General features: G+C 25.0%; 19 protein-coding genes. 16 read left to right on the top strand and 3 right to left on the bottom strand.

Annotated features, from left to right (window positions below; genetic code table 11):
- Window positions 1-1,524 carry a chromosomal replication initiator protein DnaA gene (gene dnaA / locus EXT02_RS00005; RefSeq protein WP_130427242.1) on the top strand — a complete coding sequence of 508 codons (1,524 nt, stop codon included), beginning with the start codon at window positions 1-3 and terminating at the stop codon, window positions 1,522-1,524.
- 294 nt (window positions 1,525-1,818) lie between these two features.
- Window positions 1,819-2,955 (top strand): DNA polymerase III subunit beta, encoded by a 1,137-nt coding sequence (dnaN, locus tag EXT02_RS00010; RefSeq protein ID WP_130427244.1) that lies wholly within the window; start codon window positions 1,819-1,821, stop codon window positions 2,953-2,955.
- Between the two features lie 94 nt (window positions 2,956-3,049).
- Here the strand turns inward: dnaN and EXT02_RS00015 are convergent, their stop codons facing one another.
- Window positions 3,050-3,556 carry a hypothetical protein gene (locus tag EXT02_RS00015; RefSeq protein ID WP_165383224.1) on the bottom strand — a complete coding sequence of 169 codons (507 nt, stop codon included), beginning with the start codon at window positions 3,554-3,556 and terminating at the stop codon, window positions 3,050-3,052.
- Between the two features lie 780 nt (window positions 3,557-4,336).
- Here EXT02_RS00015 and EXT02_RS00020 point away from each other — a divergent pair.
- Together EXT02_RS00020 and EXT02_RS00025 are read left to right on the top strand one after the other, a co-directional pair.
- The gene (locus tag EXT02_RS00020) at window positions 4,337-4,567 is read left to right on the top strand and encodes a hypothetical protein (protein ID WP_130427248.1); all 231 of its coding nucleotides are present in this window, start codon (window positions 4,337-4,339) and stop codon (window positions 4,565-4,567) included.
- Between the two features lie 130 nt (window positions 4,568-4,697).
- Window positions 4,698-5,063, top strand: a complete 366-nt coding sequence (locus EXT02_RS00025; RefSeq protein WP_130427250.1) for a hypothetical protein — start codon at window positions 4,698-4,700, stop codon at window positions 5,061-5,063.
- A gap of 305 nt (window positions 5,064-5,368) precedes the next feature.
- Here EXT02_RS00025 and EXT02_RS00030 read toward each other — a convergent pair whose 3' ends face one another.
- Window positions 5,369-6,157 (bottom strand): phosphatase PAP2 family protein, encoded by a 789-nt coding sequence (locus EXT02_RS00030; protein WP_130427252.1) that lies wholly within the window; start codon window positions 6,155-6,157, stop codon window positions 5,369-5,371.
- A gap of 1,437 nt (window positions 6,158-7,594) precedes the next feature.
- Between EXT02_RS00030 and EXT02_RS00035 the strand changes: the two genes are divergently transcribed.
- The 10 genes from EXT02_RS00035 to EXT02_RS00080 all read left to right on the top strand — a co-directional run bounded on the left by EXT02_RS00035 (window position 7,595) and on the right by EXT02_RS00080 (window position 18,939).
- Complete coding sequence (locus EXT02_RS00035) at window positions 7,595-8,911, top strand: bifunctional folylpolyglutamate synthase/dihydrofolate synthase (protein ID WP_130427254.1); 1,317 nt, start codon at window positions 7,595-7,597, stop codon at window positions 8,909-8,911.
- A gap of 70 nt (window positions 8,912-8,981) precedes the next feature.
- Complete coding sequence (locus tag EXT02_RS00040) at window positions 8,982-10,190, top strand: glycosyltransferase (protein ID WP_130427256.1); 1,209 nt, start codon at window positions 8,982-8,984, stop codon at window positions 10,188-10,190.
- A gap of 172 nt (window positions 10,191-10,362) precedes the next feature.
- A complete protein-coding gene (locus tag EXT02_RS00045; RefSeq protein ID WP_130427258.1) occupies window positions 10,363-11,610 on the top strand; it encodes a glycosyltransferase in 1,248 nt (415 codons plus the stop codon).
- Window positions 11,611-12,157: 547 nt separating this feature from the next.
- On the top strand, window positions 12,158-12,445 hold the full coding sequence (gene rpsF, locus EXT02_RS00050) for a 30S ribosomal protein S6 (protein WP_034172155.1): 288 nt from the start codon (window positions 12,158-12,160) through the stop codon (window positions 12,443-12,445).
- Between the two features lie 14 nt (window positions 12,446-12,459).
- Entirely contained in the window at window positions 12,460-12,804 is a 345-nt protein-coding gene (locus EXT02_RS00055; protein ID WP_011160385.1) for a single-stranded DNA-binding protein, read from the top strand.
- A 137-nt stretch (window positions 12,805-12,941) separates the two neighbouring features.
- Window positions 12,942-13,181, top strand: coding sequence for a 30S ribosomal protein S18 (gene rpsR, locus EXT02_RS00060; RefSeq protein WP_011160386.1), 240 nt, complete (start codon window positions 12,942-12,944; stop codon window positions 13,179-13,181).
- 93 nt (window positions 13,182-13,274) lie between these two features.
- Window positions 13,275-15,824, top strand: coding sequence for a 50S ribosomal protein L9 (gene rplI, locus EXT02_RS00065; RefSeq protein WP_130427260.1), 2,550 nt, complete (start codon window positions 13,275-13,277; stop codon window positions 15,822-15,824).
- A complete protein-coding gene (gene dnaB / locus EXT02_RS00070; RefSeq protein WP_130427262.1) occupies window positions 15,821-17,164 on the top strand; it encodes a replicative DNA helicase in 1,344 nt (447 codons plus the stop codon). Before rplI ends, dnaB begins: the two co-directional genes overlap by 4 nt.
- A 69-nt stretch (window positions 17,165-17,233) precedes the next feature.
- A complete protein-coding gene (gene prfA / locus EXT02_RS00075; RefSeq protein ID WP_130427264.1) occupies window positions 17,234-18,289 on the top strand; it encodes a peptide chain release factor 1 in 1,056 nt (351 codons plus the stop codon).
- A 92-nt stretch (window positions 18,290-18,381) separates the two neighbouring features.
- Window positions 18,382-18,939, top strand: a complete 558-nt coding sequence (locus EXT02_RS00080; protein ID WP_130427266.1) for an L-threonylcarbamoyladenylate synthase — start codon at window positions 18,382-18,384, stop codon at window positions 18,937-18,939.
- A gap of 38 nt (window positions 18,940-18,977) precedes the next feature.
- On the opposite strand, the gene holA is transcribed toward EXT02_RS00080, so the two are convergent.
- Entirely contained in the window at window positions 18,978-19,949 is a 972-nt protein-coding gene (gene holA / locus EXT02_RS00085) for a DNA polymerase III subunit delta (RefSeq protein ID WP_130427268.1), read from the bottom strand.
- Between the two features lie 261 nt (window positions 19,950-20,210).
- Here holA and yihA point away from each other — a divergent pair, with 261 nt between their 5' ends.
- Together yihA and EXT02_RS00095 are read left to right on the top strand one after the other, a co-directional pair.
- Window positions 20,211-20,801: a ribosome biogenesis GTP-binding protein YihA/YsxC gene (gene yihA / locus EXT02_RS00090; protein ID WP_130427270.1), complete on the top strand. Its 591-nt coding sequence runs from the start codon at window positions 20,211-20,213 to the stop codon at window positions 20,799-20,801.
- Between the two features lie 197 nt (window positions 20,802-20,998).
- Window positions 20,999-23,647, top strand: a complete 2,649-nt coding sequence (locus EXT02_RS00095; protein WP_130427272.1) for a valine--tRNA ligase — start codon at window positions 20,999-21,001, stop codon at window positions 23,645-23,647.
- The last annotated feature ends 22 nt before the right edge of the window (window positions 23,648-23,669 follow it).

Here is a 23,669-nt window from a genome sequence, read left to right on the forward strand (position 1 = left end):
ATGAATAATTATAATAAAATTTGGGAAATAATTTTAAATGAACTATCAAAAATTTACAGTGATGAAGTTTTTAAAGAAACATTTTCGAATATTAAAAAAATAAAACAAATTGAAGAAAAAATTATAATTTCAGTAGAAACTGAATTTATTAAGAATAAAATATATAAAATGTATTTTGAAAAAATCAAAAAAATAACTAAATTAAAATTTGAAGAAAAAATTATAATTGAATTTGTTTCAGAAAAAAATCAAAAAAATAGTAATTTTGATGATGAAAAAAAGCATTTTGAAAATCTTAAAGAAAAATTAGAAAATGAGAATCAAAATTATTTTTCCAAAATTGAAAATAATGAAAATAATGATGAATTCCAAAATAATAAATATTTTGAAACAATTGAAAAAGAACAAATCGAAACTAAAACTGATAATGACACAAATGTTGAAATTGAAAATAGAAAAATAAGTTTTAATAAATACAATTATGGAAATACTAATCCCAAGTATAGTTTTGATAATTTTGTTGTGGGAAAAAGTAATAATTTTGCCTTTAAAATTGCCAAAAAAATTGCTGAAGAAAAAAAAGTAACTACCAATCCGCTATATATTTTTGGAAAAGCAGGAATCGGAAAAACCCATCTAATTCAGGCAATCGGAAATCATATTTTAAAAAAAACACATTCAGCCAAAAAAGTTCTATATGTAAAAGCTGACGGATTTATTGAAGAATTTACCAACCAATTAAGAAAATCCAAAATGGAGGATTTCAACGAAAAATACCGTGATATTGATCTTTTATTAGTTGATGATATCCAAATTATGGCAGGTGCTACAAGAACTCAAATGGAGTTTTTTAAATTATTTGATTATCTTTATTTAAACCAAAAACAAATTGTAATTACAAGTGATAAACAAGCCTCAGAACTAAAAAATATTATGAGTAGATTAACTTCACGTTTTGAAGCTGGTCTTATGGTTGATATTCAAAGTCCTGATTTTAATCATCGTCTCAATATTTTGAAAAAGAAAATATTAGAATTTGAACCACAAAATCCTTTGAAAATAAAAAAAGATGTCCTTGATTTGATTGCTTCTTCTTTTGTTAATAATGTTCGCGAAATGGAAGGAGCTTTATTAAGATTGTTGAATTATGCCCAAACTTTTGGCTATGATATTGATATTAATATTGCCAATGAAGCTTTAGAACTTTTGATTAAAAGCAAAAAAAGTGTTTCTTATGATGAGGATGTTTTGGAAAAAATCAAATCAGTTGTTAGCAATTTTTTCAATATTTCAGTTCGTGATTTAATGAGTAAAAAAAGACAACAAAAATATACTTTACCGCGTCATATTGCTATGTATTTAATCAAAGAATTAAAAGATATTCCTTATAATATTGTTGGTAGTTTTTTCAAAAGAAACCATTCTGCAGTTTTTAAAGCTTATCAAAAAATTAAAAAAAATTCTCAAAGTGATTATGAATTAAAAAAATCCTTAGAACTTATTTTGAAAAAAATTAATTCTTAATAAATGAATTAAATAATAAATGAATTGAATAAAATTGAATTAAAAATGAATTAATAAATTATCTATATTTTAAAAAAGTATCTTTTAATTATTCGATGATTTTTAACTTATTTTAGTCTGTTTTTGAAATTGTAATATAAATATTAAAAGTAAGTTAAACATCAATTAAAATAACTTTAAACGTGTTTAAATGCCATTATATAAAATATTAATAATAAAATTAATAAAGATATAAAATAAATAATAAAGATATAAAATAATTACTACAACAAAAAGATAAATGAGGTTTAATAAATGTATTTAGAAATTAATAAAGATATTTTTTTGGAACAACTTTTAAAAATACAAAAAATTTTACCCCAAAAAAATTTTTTCCCTATTTTTAATGCTCTCAAAATCCAAACACAAGAAAATAACTTAATTTTAGAAGCTAATAATGGCAATATTGCAATTAAAATAGAAATTAAAGATGAAAGTTTAAAAATTAAAAAACAAGGTAAAATTGCTTGTTTAGGGAGATATTTTATTGAAATAATTAAAAAAATTAGTGATTCTTTAATTAAAATTACTGTAATGGAAAATAATTTTTTAGTAATTAAAACTAGTTTTTGTGAATATAAATTAAAATTAATGGATGTTTGTGATTTTTTAGAACTTGATTTTTCTTTCCAAAAATTAGATTCTTTTCAAATTGAAACTCATTTTTTAAAAAATATGATTAAAGAAATAAATATTTCTACTTCTAAAAATGAAAAAAGACCTATTTTAATGGGACTTAACTTGATTTATCAAAACAACCTTTTAAAAGCTTGTGCTACTGATTCTTTTCGAATGAGTCAAAAAAAAATCAATCTAGATATTGAATATCACAATTTTAATATTGTTATTCCTAATAAAAGTTTAGAAGAATTAAGTAAAATATTAGAACATTGTCAAAGTAAATATTTAAAAATTTATTCTGATACTCAAAAAATCTTTTTAGAAATTGATAATTTATGGTTTCAAACTTCACTTTTAGAAGGAAATTATCCCCAAATTCAAGAAATTAAACTTACAAATTTTCTTTTTTCTATTCATTTAAATAAAGATGATTTAATGAAAGCCTTAGAAAGAGTTTCATTGTTGTTTTCCAAAGAACAAATAAATACCAATGTTATTAAATTTATTTTAACTAAACAAAATTCAATTGAAATTTCTTCTTCTAGTGAAAGTTTGGGAACTGCTTTGGAAAAAATTATTCCTTTAAAAGTTAGTGCAAATAGTTTCCAAATTGCTTTTAATGCTAAATATTTAGAAGATGTTTTAAAAGTTTTATCAGTTAAAGAAGTAGTTTTTTATTTTGATAATCCCTTAAAACCATTTATTATTACTACTTTGGAAAAAGATAGTTCTATTCATTTAATTCTGCCTATTCCTTTGGAAAATGATTGATATTGTTATATAATGGTAAGATAATAAAAAGAACAGTGTTAATCTTAATTGTCTAAATAAATGAAACAGTTATTTATTAATTACTACAAATGATTTAATATTTAAACCAATATATTTCTTTTAGTTCTTTTTCAATTTCTTTTTTAAGGTTTTTAATGCATTGTTGTAATATATTTTGTTTATTTTGTTGGTTATAATTTTCGTTATCTTCTGTTACTTTTTCTTTGCTCCAAGTTAAAAATGAACTATACTCTCTTTCAATGTTTGGAAATATGTTTTTTTCATTTCTTGTTTCATATTTAGCTACACAATTATCCCATGACATGCTTTTTAAATCATTTAATATTTCTTCAACAATTCTATCAAATTGAATTTGGGTAATCTCTTTGCGATTACTTTCAAATGTATTTAATGTATTTGTATTTTGTTTTGTTTCTGGTTTTGGATCTTTCCAAAAAGTTGTTATCTCTAAACTAGAAGATGATGGTTTATTTTTTGATGGTTTTTGTTCAGATGGTTTGATTGGTGTTGTTTTTATTTGGGATGGCACTTTGTTTGGTTTTTTAAAATATTGATATAAAAGAAAACTGCAAACACTCAAAAAGCAGCAATAAATAAAAATAGTTAATATTTTTTTACATTTTGATTCATATTATTTTATTCCTTGCTTCCTTTTGAAAATTGTTTTCTTTTTTAAAAAATATTTTATCCCTTACTTTTGTTTTACTTGTTTTTTTTGCAAGAAAAATAAAAGTAATTATAATTTTATTAAGTAAATTTATTTATATAAATATTAATAGTAATAATAAAAAATGGTATAATTATCATAAAGGTTATAAATTATCTTTTTATTTTTATTATAATTATATTTATAAAAAACAAAATAGGAGCAAATATGAAGTTTAAATTAAATTTTAAAGTAAAAGATATTAAATCCAAAATAACTCCTTTTAGTATTGTGTTTATTTGTAGTGATTATTTTTTTAGGAGTTTCATATTTTAAATTTACACAACAAAATAAAAGAGATACAGAACAAGAATCAGATCAAAAAGTAAATTTATTTATTAGATGAAAAAAAATTAGCGATTTAGAAAAATATTTAGAAAAAGAACAATTAAAAAATTTAGATTTTAGTAGAGATGAATTATTAAAAAGTGGTCTTTTTAGCAAAGAACAATTAAAAGATTATGATGAAGAAAGGAAATAATAAAATTAAAAGAAACTAAATATATAATATATTCTTTTATCGTTTTAAATATTATTTTATTTTTAGGTGGATTTTTGTTAATTGTAAAAACATATAAAATTAAACAATTTAAAGATAAAGAAGTAGAAATAAAAGTAAAATAAAAAAAGTAGGATATACTTTAAAACATTTAATTGAAAAAAGGTCTTTCTTATAAACAAATTTTAGAACAATTAAAACCATTTTTTGGTGCTTTTGATCTTAAATATATTAAAAATAATGAAGGAAAACAAATATATACTATAAGTTATTTAAGACAAAAAGGGGATTATGAAGACAAAGAATTGGTAAAAGAAGGTTTTAATGTAGAAGATTTTAAAGAAATTGGTTACCAACTTCCTCAATTAATAGAAAATTTAGTTTAAAAAAATTAAATAAATCAGGTTATAGTTTGGAAGAAATAAAAAATTTAGATCCTCAAACAGAAAGTTTTTTTATTTAAAACAATTTAGTGCAAGAGATTTAAAAGATAAAGTTGGTTTTACTTTGCAAGAAATGCAATTATATAATTATAATCTGAAAGATTTTGCCAAAGGTGGCATTAGCATACAAGAAATAAAAGAAACACCAATATATATAAATCCTCCTAAATTAAAAGAAACAGGTTTTACTTTTCAACAAATTAAAGAAGCGGGATATACACTTGATGATTTAGGATACAAATATGAAACACCAAATCCATTGCAAAATAAAACATTTATTCCTTTTCAAGAATTAAAAGATGCAGGTTATGATAAAAAAGATTTTAAAAATGCTAAATATCCAGCACAATATTTGAAAAATAATGGTTTTTCTTTGAAAGAATTAATGAATGCTGAATATAGATCATTTGATTTGAAAATAGCTGGATATATATTATAAGAAATTAAAGAGTGTTTGACAAACCATCCAAATTCTTATTATAATATACAAAATATAGAACAAAATTATTATACTGAAAATGTTCATAATTAGATTTTAATTATATAATCCGTACTATCTTGTTTTTTATCATGTTATAACGGTGGTAATAAATAATTTTGGTTTTTCCAAAACCAAAACTTTAATTCTTTTATCTGTGTATTTTATTAGAAACTAAGCATTATAACTTTTTTTGTAAAAAAGTGCTCAGCAATTCTAAATTTATTTCTATTTTGGTTATTATAGGTAATTTATTGACAAAAAAATTATCTTAATTGATAGTCTTTTTTAATGTTATTCATTTTTTTACCAACTAAAAAGAAGGTAGTTTCTACTAAAATAATTGCAATTATTCCATCCATTATATAATGTTGTTTTAAAACAAAAGTAGAAATAAAAACTAAAATAGCACAAAATAATTGTCCATAATTTAATATTTTAGGGATTTTCTTTTTATTTTTTTGGCGAAAACCAATATAACATAACCAACTTAAACTAACATGAAAACTTGGTAAATTATTAAGATGAAGATAATCATATTTATATAAATTTTGAATTAAAAAATCTACAAAACTTTTGTTTTCCTTAAATAAAAACTTATCCAACATTTGAACTGGGAAAACAAAAAATAAAATAAAACTAATAGCTAAAATTATAAAATAAGAAATGAATAATTGAAATATTATTTTTTTATCTAAATGTTTATATATCAAATAAGGAGCAATTAAAAACCACCACCAGCAGCTTATTATATAAATATAAATAAAATATTTAGAAAATTCCCAACTAGGGAATCCACTGCTTCCATTAATATTTAAATTTAATATTTTTACCCAATAATTATTAGTTTCTTCATTACCATCTTCTTTAATTCGAATAATTGTTTTAAAAAAACCATTTTTATTCTTTTCAATTATATATAAAGAACCAAACCAAGTTATGTGTTGAATTAAAACAATAAATAAAAACCATAATATATATTTTTTAAGATATTTATTTTTATTATTTGTTTCTTTTTTTTCTAAATTGTTTCTTTGTAAAGTTTGTTTTTCCATTTTTAATAATTTAAACTCCTGTTGTTTTTGTTATTTATAATATTGGATTTTATAATGATAATTTATTAAGAATTAAAAAAACGATATAAAAAAATAATAAAAATAAATTATTTTATAAAATTAAAGAAAACAAAAAAAGAAAGAACCAAAATACTTAAAAAATAAAACCACCTTTTATATTTTTTGATAACTACAATATCATTATTTTTGATGATTTTATTTTTTAAAATAATTGTATAGAAACTAATTATTAATATCATTATAGAAGTTAGAAAAGCATAAAACAATAACATAAACTCGTTAATTTCATATTTTGTTATTTCTCTCGAATAAGGATTTAACTTTTCATTATCAATTTTTATAAGTATAAACATTATTAAAAAATAAATCAAAGGATATATTATTCCTACATAATTTTTTTTTAATTTTATTATGCTTTTGTTTCGGAAAAAATAATAAAATATAAACATCAAAGATAAAATTTTGTGTTCAAAAAAATAATTAATTTGCAAAGTACCTGTTTTTGTTTCAATTAAACAAAAAAACATCACTATTAAACAATTAATAAAACAAACAAAACTTAAATAAAGGTAATATTTTGATTTTTTAAATTTATTATTTAAAGATAAGAGTAAAAAGATATTCACTGATAATGTGTTTTGTCTTGTGAATAAACCTAAAGTAAAAAAATTTCTTTTATTTTTATCATATGAAATTGTATAAATAGCCAAAAGAGAAGTGATACAAGAAATAATTAAAGGCACATAAACTAAAAACTTTTTTGAAAAAACATTTTTTGCTTTTCCGTTTGTATTTGTATCTAAATTATTTTTATACATAAACATAAAAAATCCTTTATAATATTGTTTTTTAATTTTTAGATAAATAATATTTGATTAATTTAGAAAAACTTTTACTTATTTTTTTAATCCTTTTTTATTTTTAATAATTTTTTTATTTCTTGTTAGTATAATGTTGTTTCTAAAAAATTATTTAAAATTATAACAGTAAAATTATAACAGTATAACAGTAATATTATAACATTTTTATATTTTTGAAAGTTTCTTTTTTTAAAATATGATTTTTATTGACTCTAACTATTTTATTTATTTAGTCAAATTAATATTTTTTTTTTGCTTACTTTATTTTACTAAGTAATAATTTATCCTTATTTTGCCTTTGAACCTTATTTTTGCAATATTTTTTGTGGTATAATAAACTTGTATTTACAATTTTAATTTATTATGTAGTTCAAAATAAGTTAATAAAAAACTAATAAAAATAAATTTACAATAGATATTAAAAATTCAAAAAAATAAAAAAATTTAAAAAACACCTTAAACAAATACATTCTATCAAACATTTAGTAATTTTAAAAATTTAATAATATCAAAGAAATCCTAAATATAAATAAATGCAGACAAACGGAAAATAAAAATGATTACTGAAATAAATAACATAAAAGAAGCTATTTTGTGGATTGAAAAAAGAGAAATTTTAGGCATGCGTTTAGGACTTTTGCGTGTTTTGGCTTTGTTAAAATTATTACATCATCCTGAAAAAAAATTAGCTATGATTCATATTGCAGGTACTAACGGCAAAGGTTCAACTGTTAATTATTTAAGTTCTTTATTGCAACAAAGTTGTTCCAAAGTAGGAACTTTTATTTCTCCTCATATTCAAAATTACAATGAAAGAATTAAAATTAATGGCGAGACTATTTCTTGTAATGATTTAATAATTTGGGTTCGTAAAATTAAAAAGTTAGTAGACCAAGCAAGTCCCAATTCTGCTTTATTTAGCATTACTCCGTTTGAAATTATCACCGCTATTGCTTTTGATTATTTTTATCATAAAAAAGTTGATGTTTGTGTAATTGAAGTAGGTTTGGGAGGTCTTTTAGACAGTACCAATGTTATTTATCCCATCCTAACTGGAATTACTACCATTGGCAAAGATCACGAACATATTTTAGGAAAAACTCTTAAAGAAATTGCTTTTCAAAAAGCAGGAATTATTAAACCCAAAATTCCCTTAGTTACAGGAAATATTTCTCAAAAAGCTTTGTTAGTTATTGAACAACAAGCCATAAAAAACAAAACTCCCATTTATAAATTCAAAAAAGATTACAACATAACTTATTTAGGAATGCAAACTTGGCAAGAATGTTTTAATTTTAAAACAAAACAAATCACAATAAAAGCCATCAAAACTCCTTTAATAGGAAAATATCAACCTGAAAATGCTGCAATGGCAATCAAACTTTATTATTTATTTTGTCAGCTAAAAAAATTTCCTTTCTTAGAACAAAATGTTTTTACAGGCATTAGCAAAACTCAAATTCCAGCCAGAATGCAAAAACTAAATTCAACTCCTTTAATTATTTTAGATGGTGCTCACAATGTGCATGCCATAAGAAAATTAGTCCAAACAACAATCAAACAATTTAGTAACTACCGCATTTCTATTTTATTTTCTGCTTTGGAAAACAAAAATGTAGTTTCTATGTTGTACCAATTATTAAAAATTCCCAAATCCCACATTTATTTAACAACTTTTAATCATCCAAATAGTATTGAATTAGTACAAAAATATTTGTTTATTGCTCCACAAAGAATTACAAAAGTTTTTGATTGGCAAGACAAATTGAAGGATTTTTTACAACAAAACCAAACTCAAAATTGTAAAGATTTATTGTTAATTATAGGGTCTCTATATTTTGCCTCAGAAGTAATTCATTTTTTTGATATTTAAATATTTTTAATATTTTAAAAACATCAAATTTAATTTACACAACTTTAAAAAACTTAAAGAGGGGTCAAAAATGAAAATAGGTTTTTTTACTGATACATACTTACCAATTATTGGAGGTATTCCTATCTCTGTTAAATCTCATAAAGATAGTTTAGAAAAATTAGGACATAAAGTTTATATAATTACTCCTCAAGGACCTAAGAATTATGAAGAAAAAGATGCTTCAATAATAAGAATTAAAGGAATACCAATACCTTTTAAAGGTATTGAAGGTCATCGTGTAGTATTGAGGTTCAAAAAATATTTATCTCTTGTAAAAGATCTTAATTTAGATATTATCCATATTCACACTGAATTTCCTATGGGTAAATTAGGTATTTATGCTTCTCAAAAATTAAATATACCATCCGTTTATACTATGAACACCATGCACGAATATTTTTTTAATAAAAGCAAAAATATTGGAATAAAAATATTTAAATTATTTTTTATATTAGCTAATAGAAAAGCTTTAAAAAAATTTATTTCCAAAACACATTCTACAATTGTTCCTACTCATAAAATTTTAACTTTATTAGAAAAAGATTACAATATCAAAGGAAAATATAATGTTGTTCCTACAGGAATCAATTTAGAACAATTTTATTCCCAAAACCACTCTTTAGAAGAAATTCAAGCTTTAAAAGTTAAATTTAATTTAGTAAATGATTTTGTTTGTCTTTATGTAGGTAGGTTGTCGCCTGAAAAAGACATTTCTTATTTGATTAGTGCTTTTGCTTCTTTTTGTCAAAATCATCCTCAAAGTAAATTTGTGATTGTTGGCGATGGTCCTGAAAAAAAAGCTCTTCAAAAACAAGTAAAACAATTACAAATCGAAAATAATGTTTTGTTTTTGGGATTTGTTCCTTATGATAATTTAGGAATTTATTATCAATTGGGAAATTGTTTTTTGAGTGCTTCTTTATTTGAGACTCAAGGTTTAACTTTTGTAGAAGCGATGGCATCTTCTTTGGTTTTGTTAGCTAGACACGATCAAGCATTAGATGGTTTAATTGATAATGGAAATAATGGTTTTTTTTATCATCAAAAAGAAGAATTAATCAATTATTTAAGTCTTTTATACAATGATAATAAAAAAACTAAAACAATGTCTATGAATGCCAAAAACTCAATACTTAATTATGATCAAACAAGTTTTGCTTCTAAAATGATCCAAATTTATAAAGAAGCGATAAAAACTAATAAAGAAAACAATAACCAAAACAATAACCATAATTAATTATTTTTTTACCCTTTTTATTATTTTTCCTTATTCCCTAATTATTTCAACTTTTTAGTTATTAAAAAATATAAATTTATTTTTTATTTTTGTTGTTATTACTATTACAATTTGCTATGTTTTCATTAAGATAAAAAAGTATGACAATGACAATAATAAGGAGGTTTTTTGCTTGAAAATAGGAATTTTTACCGATTCATATAAACCTTTAATTAGTGGTGTTGTTGTTTCTTGTGATTCTCTAAGAGAAGGTTTAGAAGCTTTGGGACATGAAGTCTATATTATTACAACTAACTGTCCAAAAGTCAAACAAGAAAAAGACTCTCGCGTAATAAGAATTAAAGGAATGCCATTGCCTTTTAAAATTTTTAAAGATCATCGTTGGGTTTTAAGTTATAAAAAACATCTTTTTAAAATCAAAGCCCTTAATTTAGATGTAATTCATGTTCATACTGAATTTGGGGTAGGTTCTTTAGGGCTTTTAGCTAAACAAAAATTAAATTTGCCTTTAGTTTATACAGCACACACAATGTATGTTGCCTTTTTTGATACTCAAAAATCTTTTATTGTTAAATGTTTTAAAAAACCCATTTTAAAATATGTAGACTATCTTTTTACTAAATTTATTTTTAATAGTGATGTCAATATTTTACCTACTAAAAAAGTGTTGTATTTTTTAGAAAATCGCTATTATAATAAAGTTAATGATACTTCTAAAATCAATTATCAAATTGTTCCAACAGGTTTTAATTTAGAAAAATTTTATTGTCACAATCATTCATCAGAAAAAGTTTTTTCATTAAAACAACAATTAGGACTTAAAGATTCGTTTGTATGTCTTTATGTAGGAAGAATATCTGCTGAAAAAGAAATTGATTATTTGATGGATGCTTTTACTTCTTTTCACCTTCAAAATCCCAAAAGTAAATTTTTAATTATTGGTGATGGACCTGAAAGAAAAAATTTAGAAAAAAAAGCCAAAAAACTTAATTTAGATGATAAAATCATTTTTTTAGGATTTGTTGCTTATGATAAGTTAGGAATTTATTATCAATTAGGAAATGTCTTTATTAATGCATCTTTATTTGAAACTCAAGGACTTACATATATTGAAGCACTAGCTGCTTCTTTGCCTTGTGTAGTGCGTTTTGATCAAGCATTAGAAGGAGTAATTAAACATGAACAAAATGGATTTTTTTATCATAACCAAGAACAATTAATTACAATTCTTACTTCCTTATATCAAAATCCAGATAATTTTAAACAATTATCATATCAAGCTCAAAAATCAGTTAATTTATATACTCAAAAGACTTTTGTAACTAATGTTTTAGAAGTTTATAATCAAGCTATTGATAATCATAAATTAAAAAAACAAAAATTAATTCAACATCAAAAAGAAACTTCAGATAAGATTTAATTATAAAGAACAAAAAAAGATCAAATTATTTATTTTTAATAAGTAATTTGATCTTTTAATATTTTATTTATTATTATGTTATTTTGAAAGTTTTCAAAAAATTATTTTACTATTTTGAGAATCTAAATATATTTCTACTAATTGAGATACAATAAAAACACTTATCCAAAACCATTTTTTATTTGATAAAGTTATTTTATCATACCAATTTTCTTTATAAGTTCCTTTTGTTTTTATTTTTGAATAAACTTTTATTTTAACTAAAAAACAAAACTTAATAAAACAACAAATTATTTATTTTTCATCAATTTTATTCACATCTTATTTTATTTTTACAAAAATTCCCAACTTTAAAATTACTTTTTTTATTTTTTTATTACCTTATCCAACTAAAAAACCTATAAATATTAAAGTTTTGTCATCTAATTAACTCAAAAAAATATTTTTTTGTTATAATATTAATGTCTTATAAATTATAAAATAAAATGCTTATTCCTTGTCTTTACAATTTAGAGATAAAGACCGCGTAGGCCATAAGGAGAAAAAAATGAAAAAATACGAAATAATGTATATTTTACGCCCCAATTTAGACAGCAAAGACGTTAAAAAAATTAATGACACTTTGCAAAATGTTTTTTTACAAGCCCCAAATCAAATTTTGGAACAAAACGAAATAGGATTAAAAGACCTAGCTTATCTTATTGATAATCATAAAAAAGGATATTACAATTGGTTAATGGTAAAAGCAGATAATGATGCTGTTTTAGAATTTAATCGTATTGTTAAAATTACTGAAGAAATTATTAGATTTATCTTTATCAAAGATAAAGAATAAGGAGTTTAATTCATATGATTAATAAAGTTATTTTAGTAGGTCGCATTACCAAAGACCCAGAACTAAAAAATACTAATAGTGGCACTTATGTTGTTAAATTTACTTTGGCAGTTAATAGAATTGTAAGTGCTTCTAGCGAAAAAAAAACTGATTTTATCAATTGTACTGTTTTTGGTAAACAAGCTGAAAATTTAGAAAAATATATTTCTAAAGGTGCTTTAATAGGTGTTGAAGGAAACATTAGAGTAGAAACTTGGGAAAAAGACGGTGTAACTAATTGGCAAACTAGTGTTGTTTGTAACAATGTCCAATTCTTAGAATCTAAAAAAAATCCTGATAATGCTTATGACAATTTCTAAAATTAAAAACAATTCTTAAATTAACTGATATAAAATAATAAACAAATATCACAATCAAATCTTAAAACAAAAACATTAAATACAAGCGAACCAAACCAAACAACAATAAATATTTTCAATTTCAAAAGGAGCTACAAATGAAATTCAATAATAAAAAAAATACTTTTAAAAAACGTCGCAAAGTTTGTTTTTTTACTGAAAACAAAGTAACTAAAATTGATTTTAAAGACATAGAGCTTTTACAAAGATTTATTACTGACCGTGGAAGAATTCTTTCTAGAAGAGTAACAAATACTTCTGCTAAATGGCAACGTCAATTGGCAATTGCTATTAAAAGAGCTCGCCATATGGCTTTAATTCCTTTTATCCAACAATAAAAACAGGTGTTGCATCCTGTTTTTTTTATTAATTGAAAATATTAAAAACCAAATTTATCTAATTATTTAAATGCAAATGAGGGCAAAAAAATTATGTTTTCTAAAAATAAACATAACACAAAATTTATTGTAATTGCTTGTGTAATTGTTGTTTTAATTTTAATTCTTTTTTGTTTGGATTTCCAAAATATCCAAGAAATTATCGAAACAATTAATCAATTAACCAACAATCAAAACCCAAGCCAAAATACTGCCAGCGAAATGAGTGGTATGCGTCGTAAAATCATTTTTTTCATTTTTAACTTTTTTGGAAAAATCATTTTAGCATCCTTTGTTATCAGTTTTTTGCTTCACATTAAAAAAAACGCCCAAATTAAAAGATTAAAAAACAAACTTTCTTTATGGTCTAAATTATCTTTTCACGTAAGTCAAATTGGAGAAGAAGTACTTAATGAACTTCCTATTGGTATTGTTTTAATTGATATTTCTAGTCAAGAAATTCAGTGGCTCAATCCTTACGCCAGTTTTATTTTGAAAAATCCTGAAATCAATTCGCCCTTAGCTCAAATTAATGAAAATATGGCACAACTAATAAGCACTTCTGATGCAATCCCCAAAACTATTATCACTTTGGAAAACCAAAAATTTGAATGTTTTTATAAAAAAGATTTAAATGTTTTTTACTTGTTTGATGCTACCGAAAAAGAACAAATCAAACATTTATTTTTACAAAAAACCTTAGCTCTTGCCATGATTGCTTTTGATAATTTAGCAGAATCCTTAATTCGTTATGATCTTTCAGAACAATCACAAATACAAGGTGAATATTTAAGTGCTTTATCTGATTACATTGAACCTTATGAAGGTTATTTAAAACAATTGATAGACGACCGTTTTTTACTTCTTCTTAACCGCCAAAACTTAGATAAAATGTTAGAAAATAAATTTAGTATTTTGGATACCATCCGCAACATTTCTTACAAATATCAATTAAAAGTTACTCTTTCTATGGGAATTGCTTGTTGGAATTTGTCATATGAAAAATTGGCTACCTACAGTCAAAATGCAATCGAATTAGCCCAAAAAAGGGGTGGCGATCAAGTAGTTGTTAATATTGAAAATGAAAAAATTAAATATTTTGGTGCCAAAATTGCTTCTTTAAGTAAACAATCCAAAGTTCATGCCCGTATTAATGCCCAAAATTTGGTCGATATTTTGAAAAAACACCCCCATTGTTTTATCATGGGACACACTCACACCGACCTTGATGCTTTGGGTTCTGTCATTGCTTTTTACAAAATTGCAACCACTATCCATCCTGAAAGCAACAATTATATTATCCTTGATGAAGAAAAATTAGACAAAAGCCTCATTCCTGTTTATCATCAATTAATTAAAACTGAGGCAAAAACATCTCTAAATATTATTACAACCCAACAATCCTCCAAAATGATTAAAGACAATTCCTTAATTGCAGTTTTGGATACTCAAACTAAAGATATGGTAAATAGTCCCGAACTTTTGTCACTAACGTCCAATATTTTAGTTGTTGATCACCACCGCGCTACCGAAGAAATTATTCCTTCTATTTTTTCTTACGTCGAATCATCTGCTTCTTCAACTGTTGAATTGCTTGTTGAAGTTATGGGATTTTTGGAAAAAGAAGTCCACATTACTGCTTTTGAAGCAAGCATTATGTATGCAGGTATTTTAATTGATACTAACGCTTTTATTTATCGTACAAGTTCTAGAACTTTTGAAGTAGCTTCCAAATTAAAAGATTTAGGCGCTGATGCAATTGAGGTTAAAAGTTGGTTACGTAAAGACTTTGATAAAGTTTTAGAAATTAATAAACTGATTTCTGAAATGGAAATTTTTATGGATAGATTTGCTATTATTCAAAGTTCTGAAATTTATGAAAATCGTTCTTTTTTAGCTCAAGTGGCAGAAAGTGTTCTAAACATTCGCAACGTTGATGCTGCCTTTATGATAGCTCAAATAGCAGATAATAAAATAGCAATTAGTGCTCGTTCTTACAATGAAATTAACGTTCAAACTATCATGGAACAAATGGAAGGTGGAGGACATCTCAATAGCGCTGCTACTCAATTAGAAGGAACTAATATCAAAACAGTTACAGACACTTTAAAACATTTTTTAAAATTAGAATATGAAAAAGGTGAAAAGAATATGGAAATTATTTTGTTAACTGACATTCCTAATAAAGGAAAAAAACACGCAATTATTAAAGTTAATAATGGTTATGGCAATTTTTTAATTCAAAATAAAAAAGCTCTTTTAGCAGACAAAACCAATTTAGCTGCAATTAAACAATCCCAAATGTTAGAACAAGAACAAAAACGTAATCACGAACTTTTAATGCATAAATTAAAAAAAGAAATTGATGACAAAAAAATTACTCTAGATATTCAATTAGGACCTAAAGGAAAAATTTATGGAAAAATTACTCTCAAACAAATTGCTGAAGAATTTTTAAAAGTTTATAATATTACTCTTGACCGTAAAAAAATATCTTTAGAAGGCGAAATCATTGCTATTGGTATTTATCCTGTTGATGTTTTTCTAACTGATCAAATTAAGGCTACTTTTTTCCTTAATGTGACTGAAAGAAAAAGCAAATGACCAATTATTCTAAAAATACTCCTTCAAGTCCTGAAGCAGAACGTGCTTTGTTAGGAGCTTTACTTTTAAACCCTGAAAAAATAGCTTTTACCTTAGATATGATTGCAGAAACTGACTTTTACAGCTCTCATCACCAACATATTTTTAGAGCAATGAAAACTTTGCATGAAACTAACAAACAAATTGATTATTATTCAGTAAGTGCTATTTTAGACAATGAAAAATTATTACAACAAATAGGAAATATCGATTATTTAAATGAATTATCTGATTTGATGCCTTCTACTCAACATATAGAAACCTATATTGATTTAATTAAGGAAACTGCTTTAAAAAGAGAAATTATCGAAACTGTCACTTCATTAGCACAAAAAGGATACGAAAACATTGATGTCCAAGAATATTTGGATTTTTCAGAAGAAAAAATCTTTAATTTAACTAAAAACAAAAAAACCAGTGAATTATTAAAATTAAAAATTTTGTTAAAAGACACTAAAGAAAAAAATATTCTTGCCAAACGCCATAAAGATTTAGTAGGTCTTTCCACTGGATATGATAATCTCAACAATATTACTTTAGGTTTTAAGCCCGAAGAATTTATTATTTTAGCTGCTCGTCCTTCCATGGGAAAAAGTACTTTTATGCTTAATTTAGCTCTCAGAATTGCAAATCCCAAACATAATTATCAATCCCCTCATATTGCTATTTTTAGTTTAGAAATGTCAAACGAACAATTAGCTATGCGCATGTTAAGCACTCAATCAAAAATACAGCACAAAAAAATTCAATTGGGTAACACAAACAGAGAAGAAAAATTTTTGTTAGAAATATCAATGGAAAAAATGGATGATCTAAATATTTATTTTGATGATTCAGCTACAGTAAATATTTTAGATATTAAAGCTAAATGTCGCAAACTTAAAAGTCAAAACAAACTTGATATTGTAATGATAGATTATTTGCAACTTATCCGCAAAACTAATAAACAAAACCGTCAAGAAGAAGTAGCAGAAATTTCTCAAAGTTTAAAACAAATGGCACGTGAATTAAAAATTCCTGTTATCGCCCTTTCACAATTATCAAGGGATGTAGAAAAAAGAGAAGACAAACGTCCCATTTTGGCTGACCTCAGAGATTCAGGTTCAATTGAACAAGACGCCGATATTGTAATGTTTTTGTACCGAGAAGGTTATTATGAAAAGGACAAAAAACCCAATTCTTCTGGACACACCCAAGTTATTATTGCCAAAAATCGTCAAGGATCAATTGGTATTAGAGAATTTATACTTGATTTTGATCATATGTTTTTTTCAGAAATCGAACCTAATATAAATGAATAAAAAAGCATTTTGATTGATTAAAATATTTTTTTAACCCCCCATTCTTTTTTAAAAAACAAAGAGGTAAATATGCTTGACAGATTAAAAATAATAAAACAAAAATATCAAGATTTACAAAAACTTTTGTTAAACGAACAAAACATAAACCAAAAAATTGACATTTTAAAAAATTTATCAAAATTAGAACCCACAGTAGAACTTTTTAACCGATACTTAAATTTAGAAACCGAATTTACTCAAATACAGACCATTTTAGAAACCCAACAAGATCAAGAATTATTGCTTTTAGCACACCAAGAAAAAGATAATATTTTGTCAGAAAAAAAAACTACCTTAGATAAATTAAAAATTTTGCTCTTACCCCAAGATCCTTTTGATAAAAAAAATGTTGTCTTAGAAATTAAAGGTGCAGCTGGTGGCAACGAAGCGAATCTTTTTGCAGCTGATTTATTACGAACCTATGTTAAATACGCAGAAAGCAAAAAATGGAAAGTCGAAATCCTCAATCTAAATCCCAGCATTAAAGGCGGTCTTTCTTCCGTAGAACTTTTAATTTCTGGACAAAATATTTATTCTTTTTTAAAATATGAATCAGGTGTGCATCGCGTCCAACGTGTTCCTGCTACCGAAGCTCAAGGGCGAATTCACACTTCTACTGCTGTTGTTTTGGTAGTTCCCGAAGCAGAAGAATTAGAATTAAAAATTGATTGGCATGACATTCGCACCGACACTTTTAATTCTAGCGGACCTGGTGGACAATCAGTAAACACTACTAAATCAGCTGTTAGACTTACTCATATACCTTCGGGAATTAGTGTTGCTTGTCAAGAAGGAAAAAGCCAGCACGAAAACAAAGATAAAGCATTTACCCTTTTAAAAACACGCATTTATAATCAAATGTTAACCGCTAAACAAGAAGAAGAAAACAAACACAGAAAAAATTTAGTAGGAACTGGTGAAAGAAGCGAAAAAATAAGAACATACAATTACCCCCAAAATCGTATAACAGATCACAGAATTGGACTTACTTTACAAAAATTAGATATTATTATGGAAGGTAAACTCGATTTAGTTATTGAACCTTTGATTCATGAAGCCCAAAAAGAACAACTTGCCCAAAGTTAGTTTTGATGCAATTTCTTTTAAAAAACCAAAATCAAAACAATTCAATTAAAAAAACCAGTTTAAGATAAATAAAGATAAATAAAGGAATTATTTTGAAACCAAAAGATATTATTATTTTTCCAACCGATACAGTTTATGGTATGGGCGCTAAATTATATGATAAAAAAGGACTCAATTGCATTTATCAAATTAAAAAAAGACCTTTAAATAAAAGTATTGTTGTTTTGTGTGCATCTTTACAACAAGCAAAAAAATTGGTCCAATTTAGTCCCCAAAGCCTTAAATTAGCTCTGCATTTTTGGCCAGGCCCTTTAACTTTAATTCTGCCTACCACTTTGAAATATTTTTCTAAAACAAAGGCAAAAACTTTAGGAGTAAGAATCCCCAATCATCCTTTAGCTTTGGAAATTTTAAAAAAAAATGGTCCTTTAAAGACCACTTCTGTTAATCAAAGCAATCATCCTCCACTAAATGATTACCAAACTATTTTTAATATTTATCACAATAAAGTCGCCTTAATTTATCAAAACTATCACCCGATTTTAAAAACATCTTCAACTGTTGTTGATCTAACCACCTTTCAACCAGTTATTTTAAGGCAAGGAACAATTACTCAAGAAGAAATTTTACAAATCTTAAAACCTTTGTGATCGTCAAAAAATTGTAAGTTATATGCTTAGTTTTCAAATTACAAAAAAACCTTTTGCTTACCCAATAAAAACATTTCCAAACCGATATCTTTATTTACAGCACCCATTTTAATTTGATATTCTAATTCTATTAAATCTAAAAACAGTGTATTTAATTTTTGCTTTTCAATCAATTTTGCTTCTTTCATTAAAAAAAATACTTTGCCTTGTGAAACTGGCAAAACTTTTTGCACTTCTTCTGGGCTTTTTTTTTGTTGCAACATTTCTTTTACCAATAACAATTCTTTAATTTTATGAGTTAATTGATTTATAACATGAAAAGCATTGATTTTTTGCGTTTTTAAGGTTTGATACATTTGATAAGCATCAATATAATTTTGTTTTAAAAAAAGATTAATTAATCCAAAAATATTGTCATTTTCTTTAAAAGCATTGATTTTTTGCACCAATTGCCAAGTTATATTTTTATCATTTGATTGAAATAATTTGATTTTTGTTATTTCTTGATGCAATAAATAAAGATTATAGTTAGTTTTACTCACTAATTCTTGTATAGCTTTGGTATCAATTTGAAAACCATCTTTTTGAAAAACTTCCATGATATATTTAAAAAAATCTTTTTTCTCCAAACTGTTTGTCGTTTTGCAAAGACAATATTTTTCCCAAATTTTTTGAACTTCAGATGCTTTAGTTGTTTTTTCTGCAAAAAAATATAAATCTAAATTGTTGTAAGGATTTTGTAAATAAGAAATTAAAAAAGCCATTTCTTGAGGTTTTTTTTGAAATAAAATTTCACTGTGATCCACCAAAACTACTTTTTTCCATGCGCTTTCAATCAAAGAAGTGGTTTGTAGTTCTTTTTGCAGCTCTGTTACAAGATCTTTTTGCATACAATAATAAACTACATCTAATTGTTTTTGTTTGCAAATATTAATTATTTTTTTTATTTTTTTTTCTAGAAAAAACCTTTGTTTTCCCCAAATTAAATGTATGTTATTTGTTTGTTCCAAATTAAAAACCTCATTTTGCTCTTTTATTATTAATTAATTGTTTGTTTTTTAAATGTTGTGCAAAAGATCAATTCAACATTATTATCATTATCACTATTGTTATTTTATCAAAAAAATATTATTATAAAACGATATCACAAAATATAAAGCAACAAAAATAATAATTTGCTATAATAATATTTGTAAACTACCTTCAAAAATTTCCCAAAATTACCAATCGCAAACAATTATAGACAAAAGCAAAGAAAAGGAAAAACCAAAATGATTAAAAAAGCCACTTTTGTGCGTAGTATTGTCCATTTTAAAGATATTCCTTTGAAAAAACAACCCGAAATTGTTTTAATGGGCAGAAGCAACGTTGGCAAAAGCACTTTCATCAATGCTTTAACTCAAAGAAAAAAATTAGCTAAAATTTCTCAAACACCTGGCAAAACCATCACCCTAAACTACTATGACATTAACGAATCTTTTTATTTGATCGATACTCCTGGATACGGTTATGCTAAAAAAAGTAAAGAAATTCAAAAGCAGTTATTGCCGATGATTATTTCTTTTTTGGAACAAACTTCTCATCTCAAAGCAGTCTTTCAGCTAATTGATTTTAAAGTGGGTGCTACCCAAGAAGACGATAGAATCCATCAAGCTCTTTTGAAAGTGGGTTTTGAGGTCGTCTTGTTATTTGTTAAAAAGGATAAAGTTAAAAAAAATCTTGTGCCCAAACAATTAAAAATGCTTGTTAATCACTTTCCCCAGATTAAATATTTTTTTTTGATTTCTTCAAAACAACAAGAAGGGCTGGAAGAATTAAAACTGTTTTTAAGTCAATTAATAGATCCAAATGCCAATGATTAAAAAAGGAGTCCCTTATTTTTTGGCTCTTTTATTTTTAGTTTTTCCAACTTTTTCACTTTGCAAAAAAAATTTGTAATTTTTTTTATTTCCTCCAATCCATTTAAACATTTTCAAAACCCCAAACATAACCCCCAAAAAACTTTTAAAACCCAAAAACTTCAACCCTAAAAAAAGAAAATAGAAAGAAGCTAGCTTTTATGCAAACTAAATATGATTTTAAAAAAGTAGAACATCAAAGATACCAACAATGGTTAGAAAAAAAATATTTTTGTGCCAATCCAAACGCCAACAAAAAAACTTTTACTGTTGTAATTCCGCCTCCCAATGTAACAGGAAAACTGCATTTGGGACACGCTTGGAATAACACCATTCAAGATATTATTATAAGATTTAAAAAAATGCAAGGCTTTGATGTGCTCTTTTTGCCTGGGATGGATCATGCAGGAATTGCCACTCAAAATAAAGTTAAAGAACAATTAAAACAAGAAGGGCTTTTGACCAAAACTTTAAGTAAAGAAACTTTTTTAAAATATGCGTGGCAGTGGAAAGAAAAACATGCCCAAAATATTAGGCAACAATGGCAAGTTTTAGGGCTGCATCTAGATTATAATTTTGAAAAATTTACCCTTGATCCTGATTTGAGCCAAACAGTTCAAGAAGTTTTTGTCAAATTATACCAACAAAAATTAATTTACAGAGATTATAAAATTATTAATTGGGACCCCGAAACTAAAACAGCCCTTTCTAATGTAGAAGTAAATTACCATGAAACTGAAGGAAAATTATATTATATTAAATATTTTTTGGTTGATTTTCCAACTAATTCCAATTTGTCTGACGCTTCTTTGGTTCCTTCTTTTTTAGAAATTGCAACCACTCGCCCCGAAACCATGTTTGCTGATCAAGCTTTAATGGTAAATCCTAACGACCCTAGATATCAATCTTTTATTGGCAAAAAAGTTTTTATTCCTGATACTAACATCCAAATTCCTGTTATTAGTGATAATTACGTAGATATTAATTTTGGTACAGGAGTTGTAAAAGTGACACCTGGACATGATATTAATGATTTTGAAGTAGCTAAAAGACATCAATTAAAAGCTTTATTATGCATGAACGAAGATGGCACTATGAACAACTTAGCCTTGCAATATCAAGGATTAGACCGCTTTTTTTGTCGTCAAAAGTTATTGCAAACTCTTAAACAAAAAGGATTTTTTACAAAAACCGAAAATCACCTTCATAAAGTAGGATATTCAAGTATTTCGGATGCCATCATCGAACCGCGGCTTTCTTTACAATGGTTTTTAAAAACCAAAGCCATCGCCCAAATTGCTTTAAAAACGAACAAAATCAATTTTTTTCCGCTTCGTTTTGAAAATATTTTTAATAATTGGCTCCAAAATATCGAAGACTGGTGTATTTCGCGTCAATTATGGTGGGGTCATCAAATTCCTGCTTGGCATAAAGGACAAGAAATTAAAGTTCAAATAGAAAGTCCTGGTCCAGAATGGAGCCTTGATTGTGATGTTTTGGATACTTGGTTTTCTTCTGCTTTGTGGCCTTTTAGCACTTTGGGATGGCCTAATTGCAATGCCCCTTTATTTCAAAATCGTTTTCCTACTGATGTTTTAGTAACAGGCTATGACATTTTAACTTTTTGGGTATCAAAAATGGTTTTTCAAAGTATTTTATTAACCCACAAGGACCCTTTTAAAGATGTTTTATTACATGGTTTAGTAAGAGATAACAAAGGACAAAAAATGTCTAAATCAAAAGGTAATGGTGTTGATCCTTTGGAAGTTGTTGCCAAATATGGTACCGATGCTCTTAGATGGTTTTTAATTACTAACGCTGCTCCTGGGTTTGATTTATTCTATGATGAGACTAAAGTTGCTTCATCTTGGAATTTTATTAATAAATTGTGGAATATTAGTCGTTTTGTAAAATTAAATACCAGCACCTTAGACACTGATTTTGATATCAATCTTTTGACTTTGACCCAAAAAGCCCTTTTAACACAATTGCATTTAACAACTCAAAAAGTAACAACTTTATATCAAAAATATGAATTAAAAGAAATTGGAAAAATTTTATATCACTTTGTTTGGGAAGATTTTGCTAATTGGCATTTAGAATTTGCCAAACATGATTTAGATCAGAATAACTCCAATTTAACAAAATTGCACAACAGTCAAAAATTTTTAGTTTATATGATGAAACATATTTTGCAACTCTTACATCCTTTTATTCCTTTTGTAACTGATGCTCTTTATGAAAATTTTGACAATAAAACGAACATTACTCAAACCACTTTGCAAAAAACTTCTTATTGTAATTTAGATGCCTTATCTGATTTTGAAAATCTTAAAAACTTAATTATTAAAACACGTCATTTAAGACAAGAATCCAATATCAATTGTAAATTAAATTTAGAATTAGAAGTTGCATCTCAATTTTCAACTATCCTACAAGATTTCGTAAATTTGCAACAAGCTTTAGAAAAATTTTTCAAAACTTTACAAATTAAAATTACTAACAAAGTTACCAATTCAAAAAAAACTATTTGGTTAATTGAAAAAAATTTAAGTCTTTATATTGACCTCAAAACCCTAAACGAACTTAATGAAACCAAAATTGAAAGTAATTTTTTACAACAAAAAAATACCCTTCTTAAAGAAATTAAAAGAAGTGAAACCATTTTAAATAATCCATCTTTCTTGCAAAAAGCCGCAAGTGCCAAAATTGAAATTGAAAAAAAGAAATATGAAAGTTATTGTAAGCAATATCAAAAATTGTTAGAAAGTAAAAACAATTCTAATCCGCTAAATCCCAACAAAAAATAAAAAATTTAAATAAAATTATAAA

Source organism: 'Catharanthus roseus' aster yellows phytoplasma, assembly GCF_004214875.1.
Lineage (GTDB): Bacteria > Bacillota_I > Bacilli_A > Acholeplasmatales > Acholeplasmataceae > Phytoplasma > Phytoplasma asteris.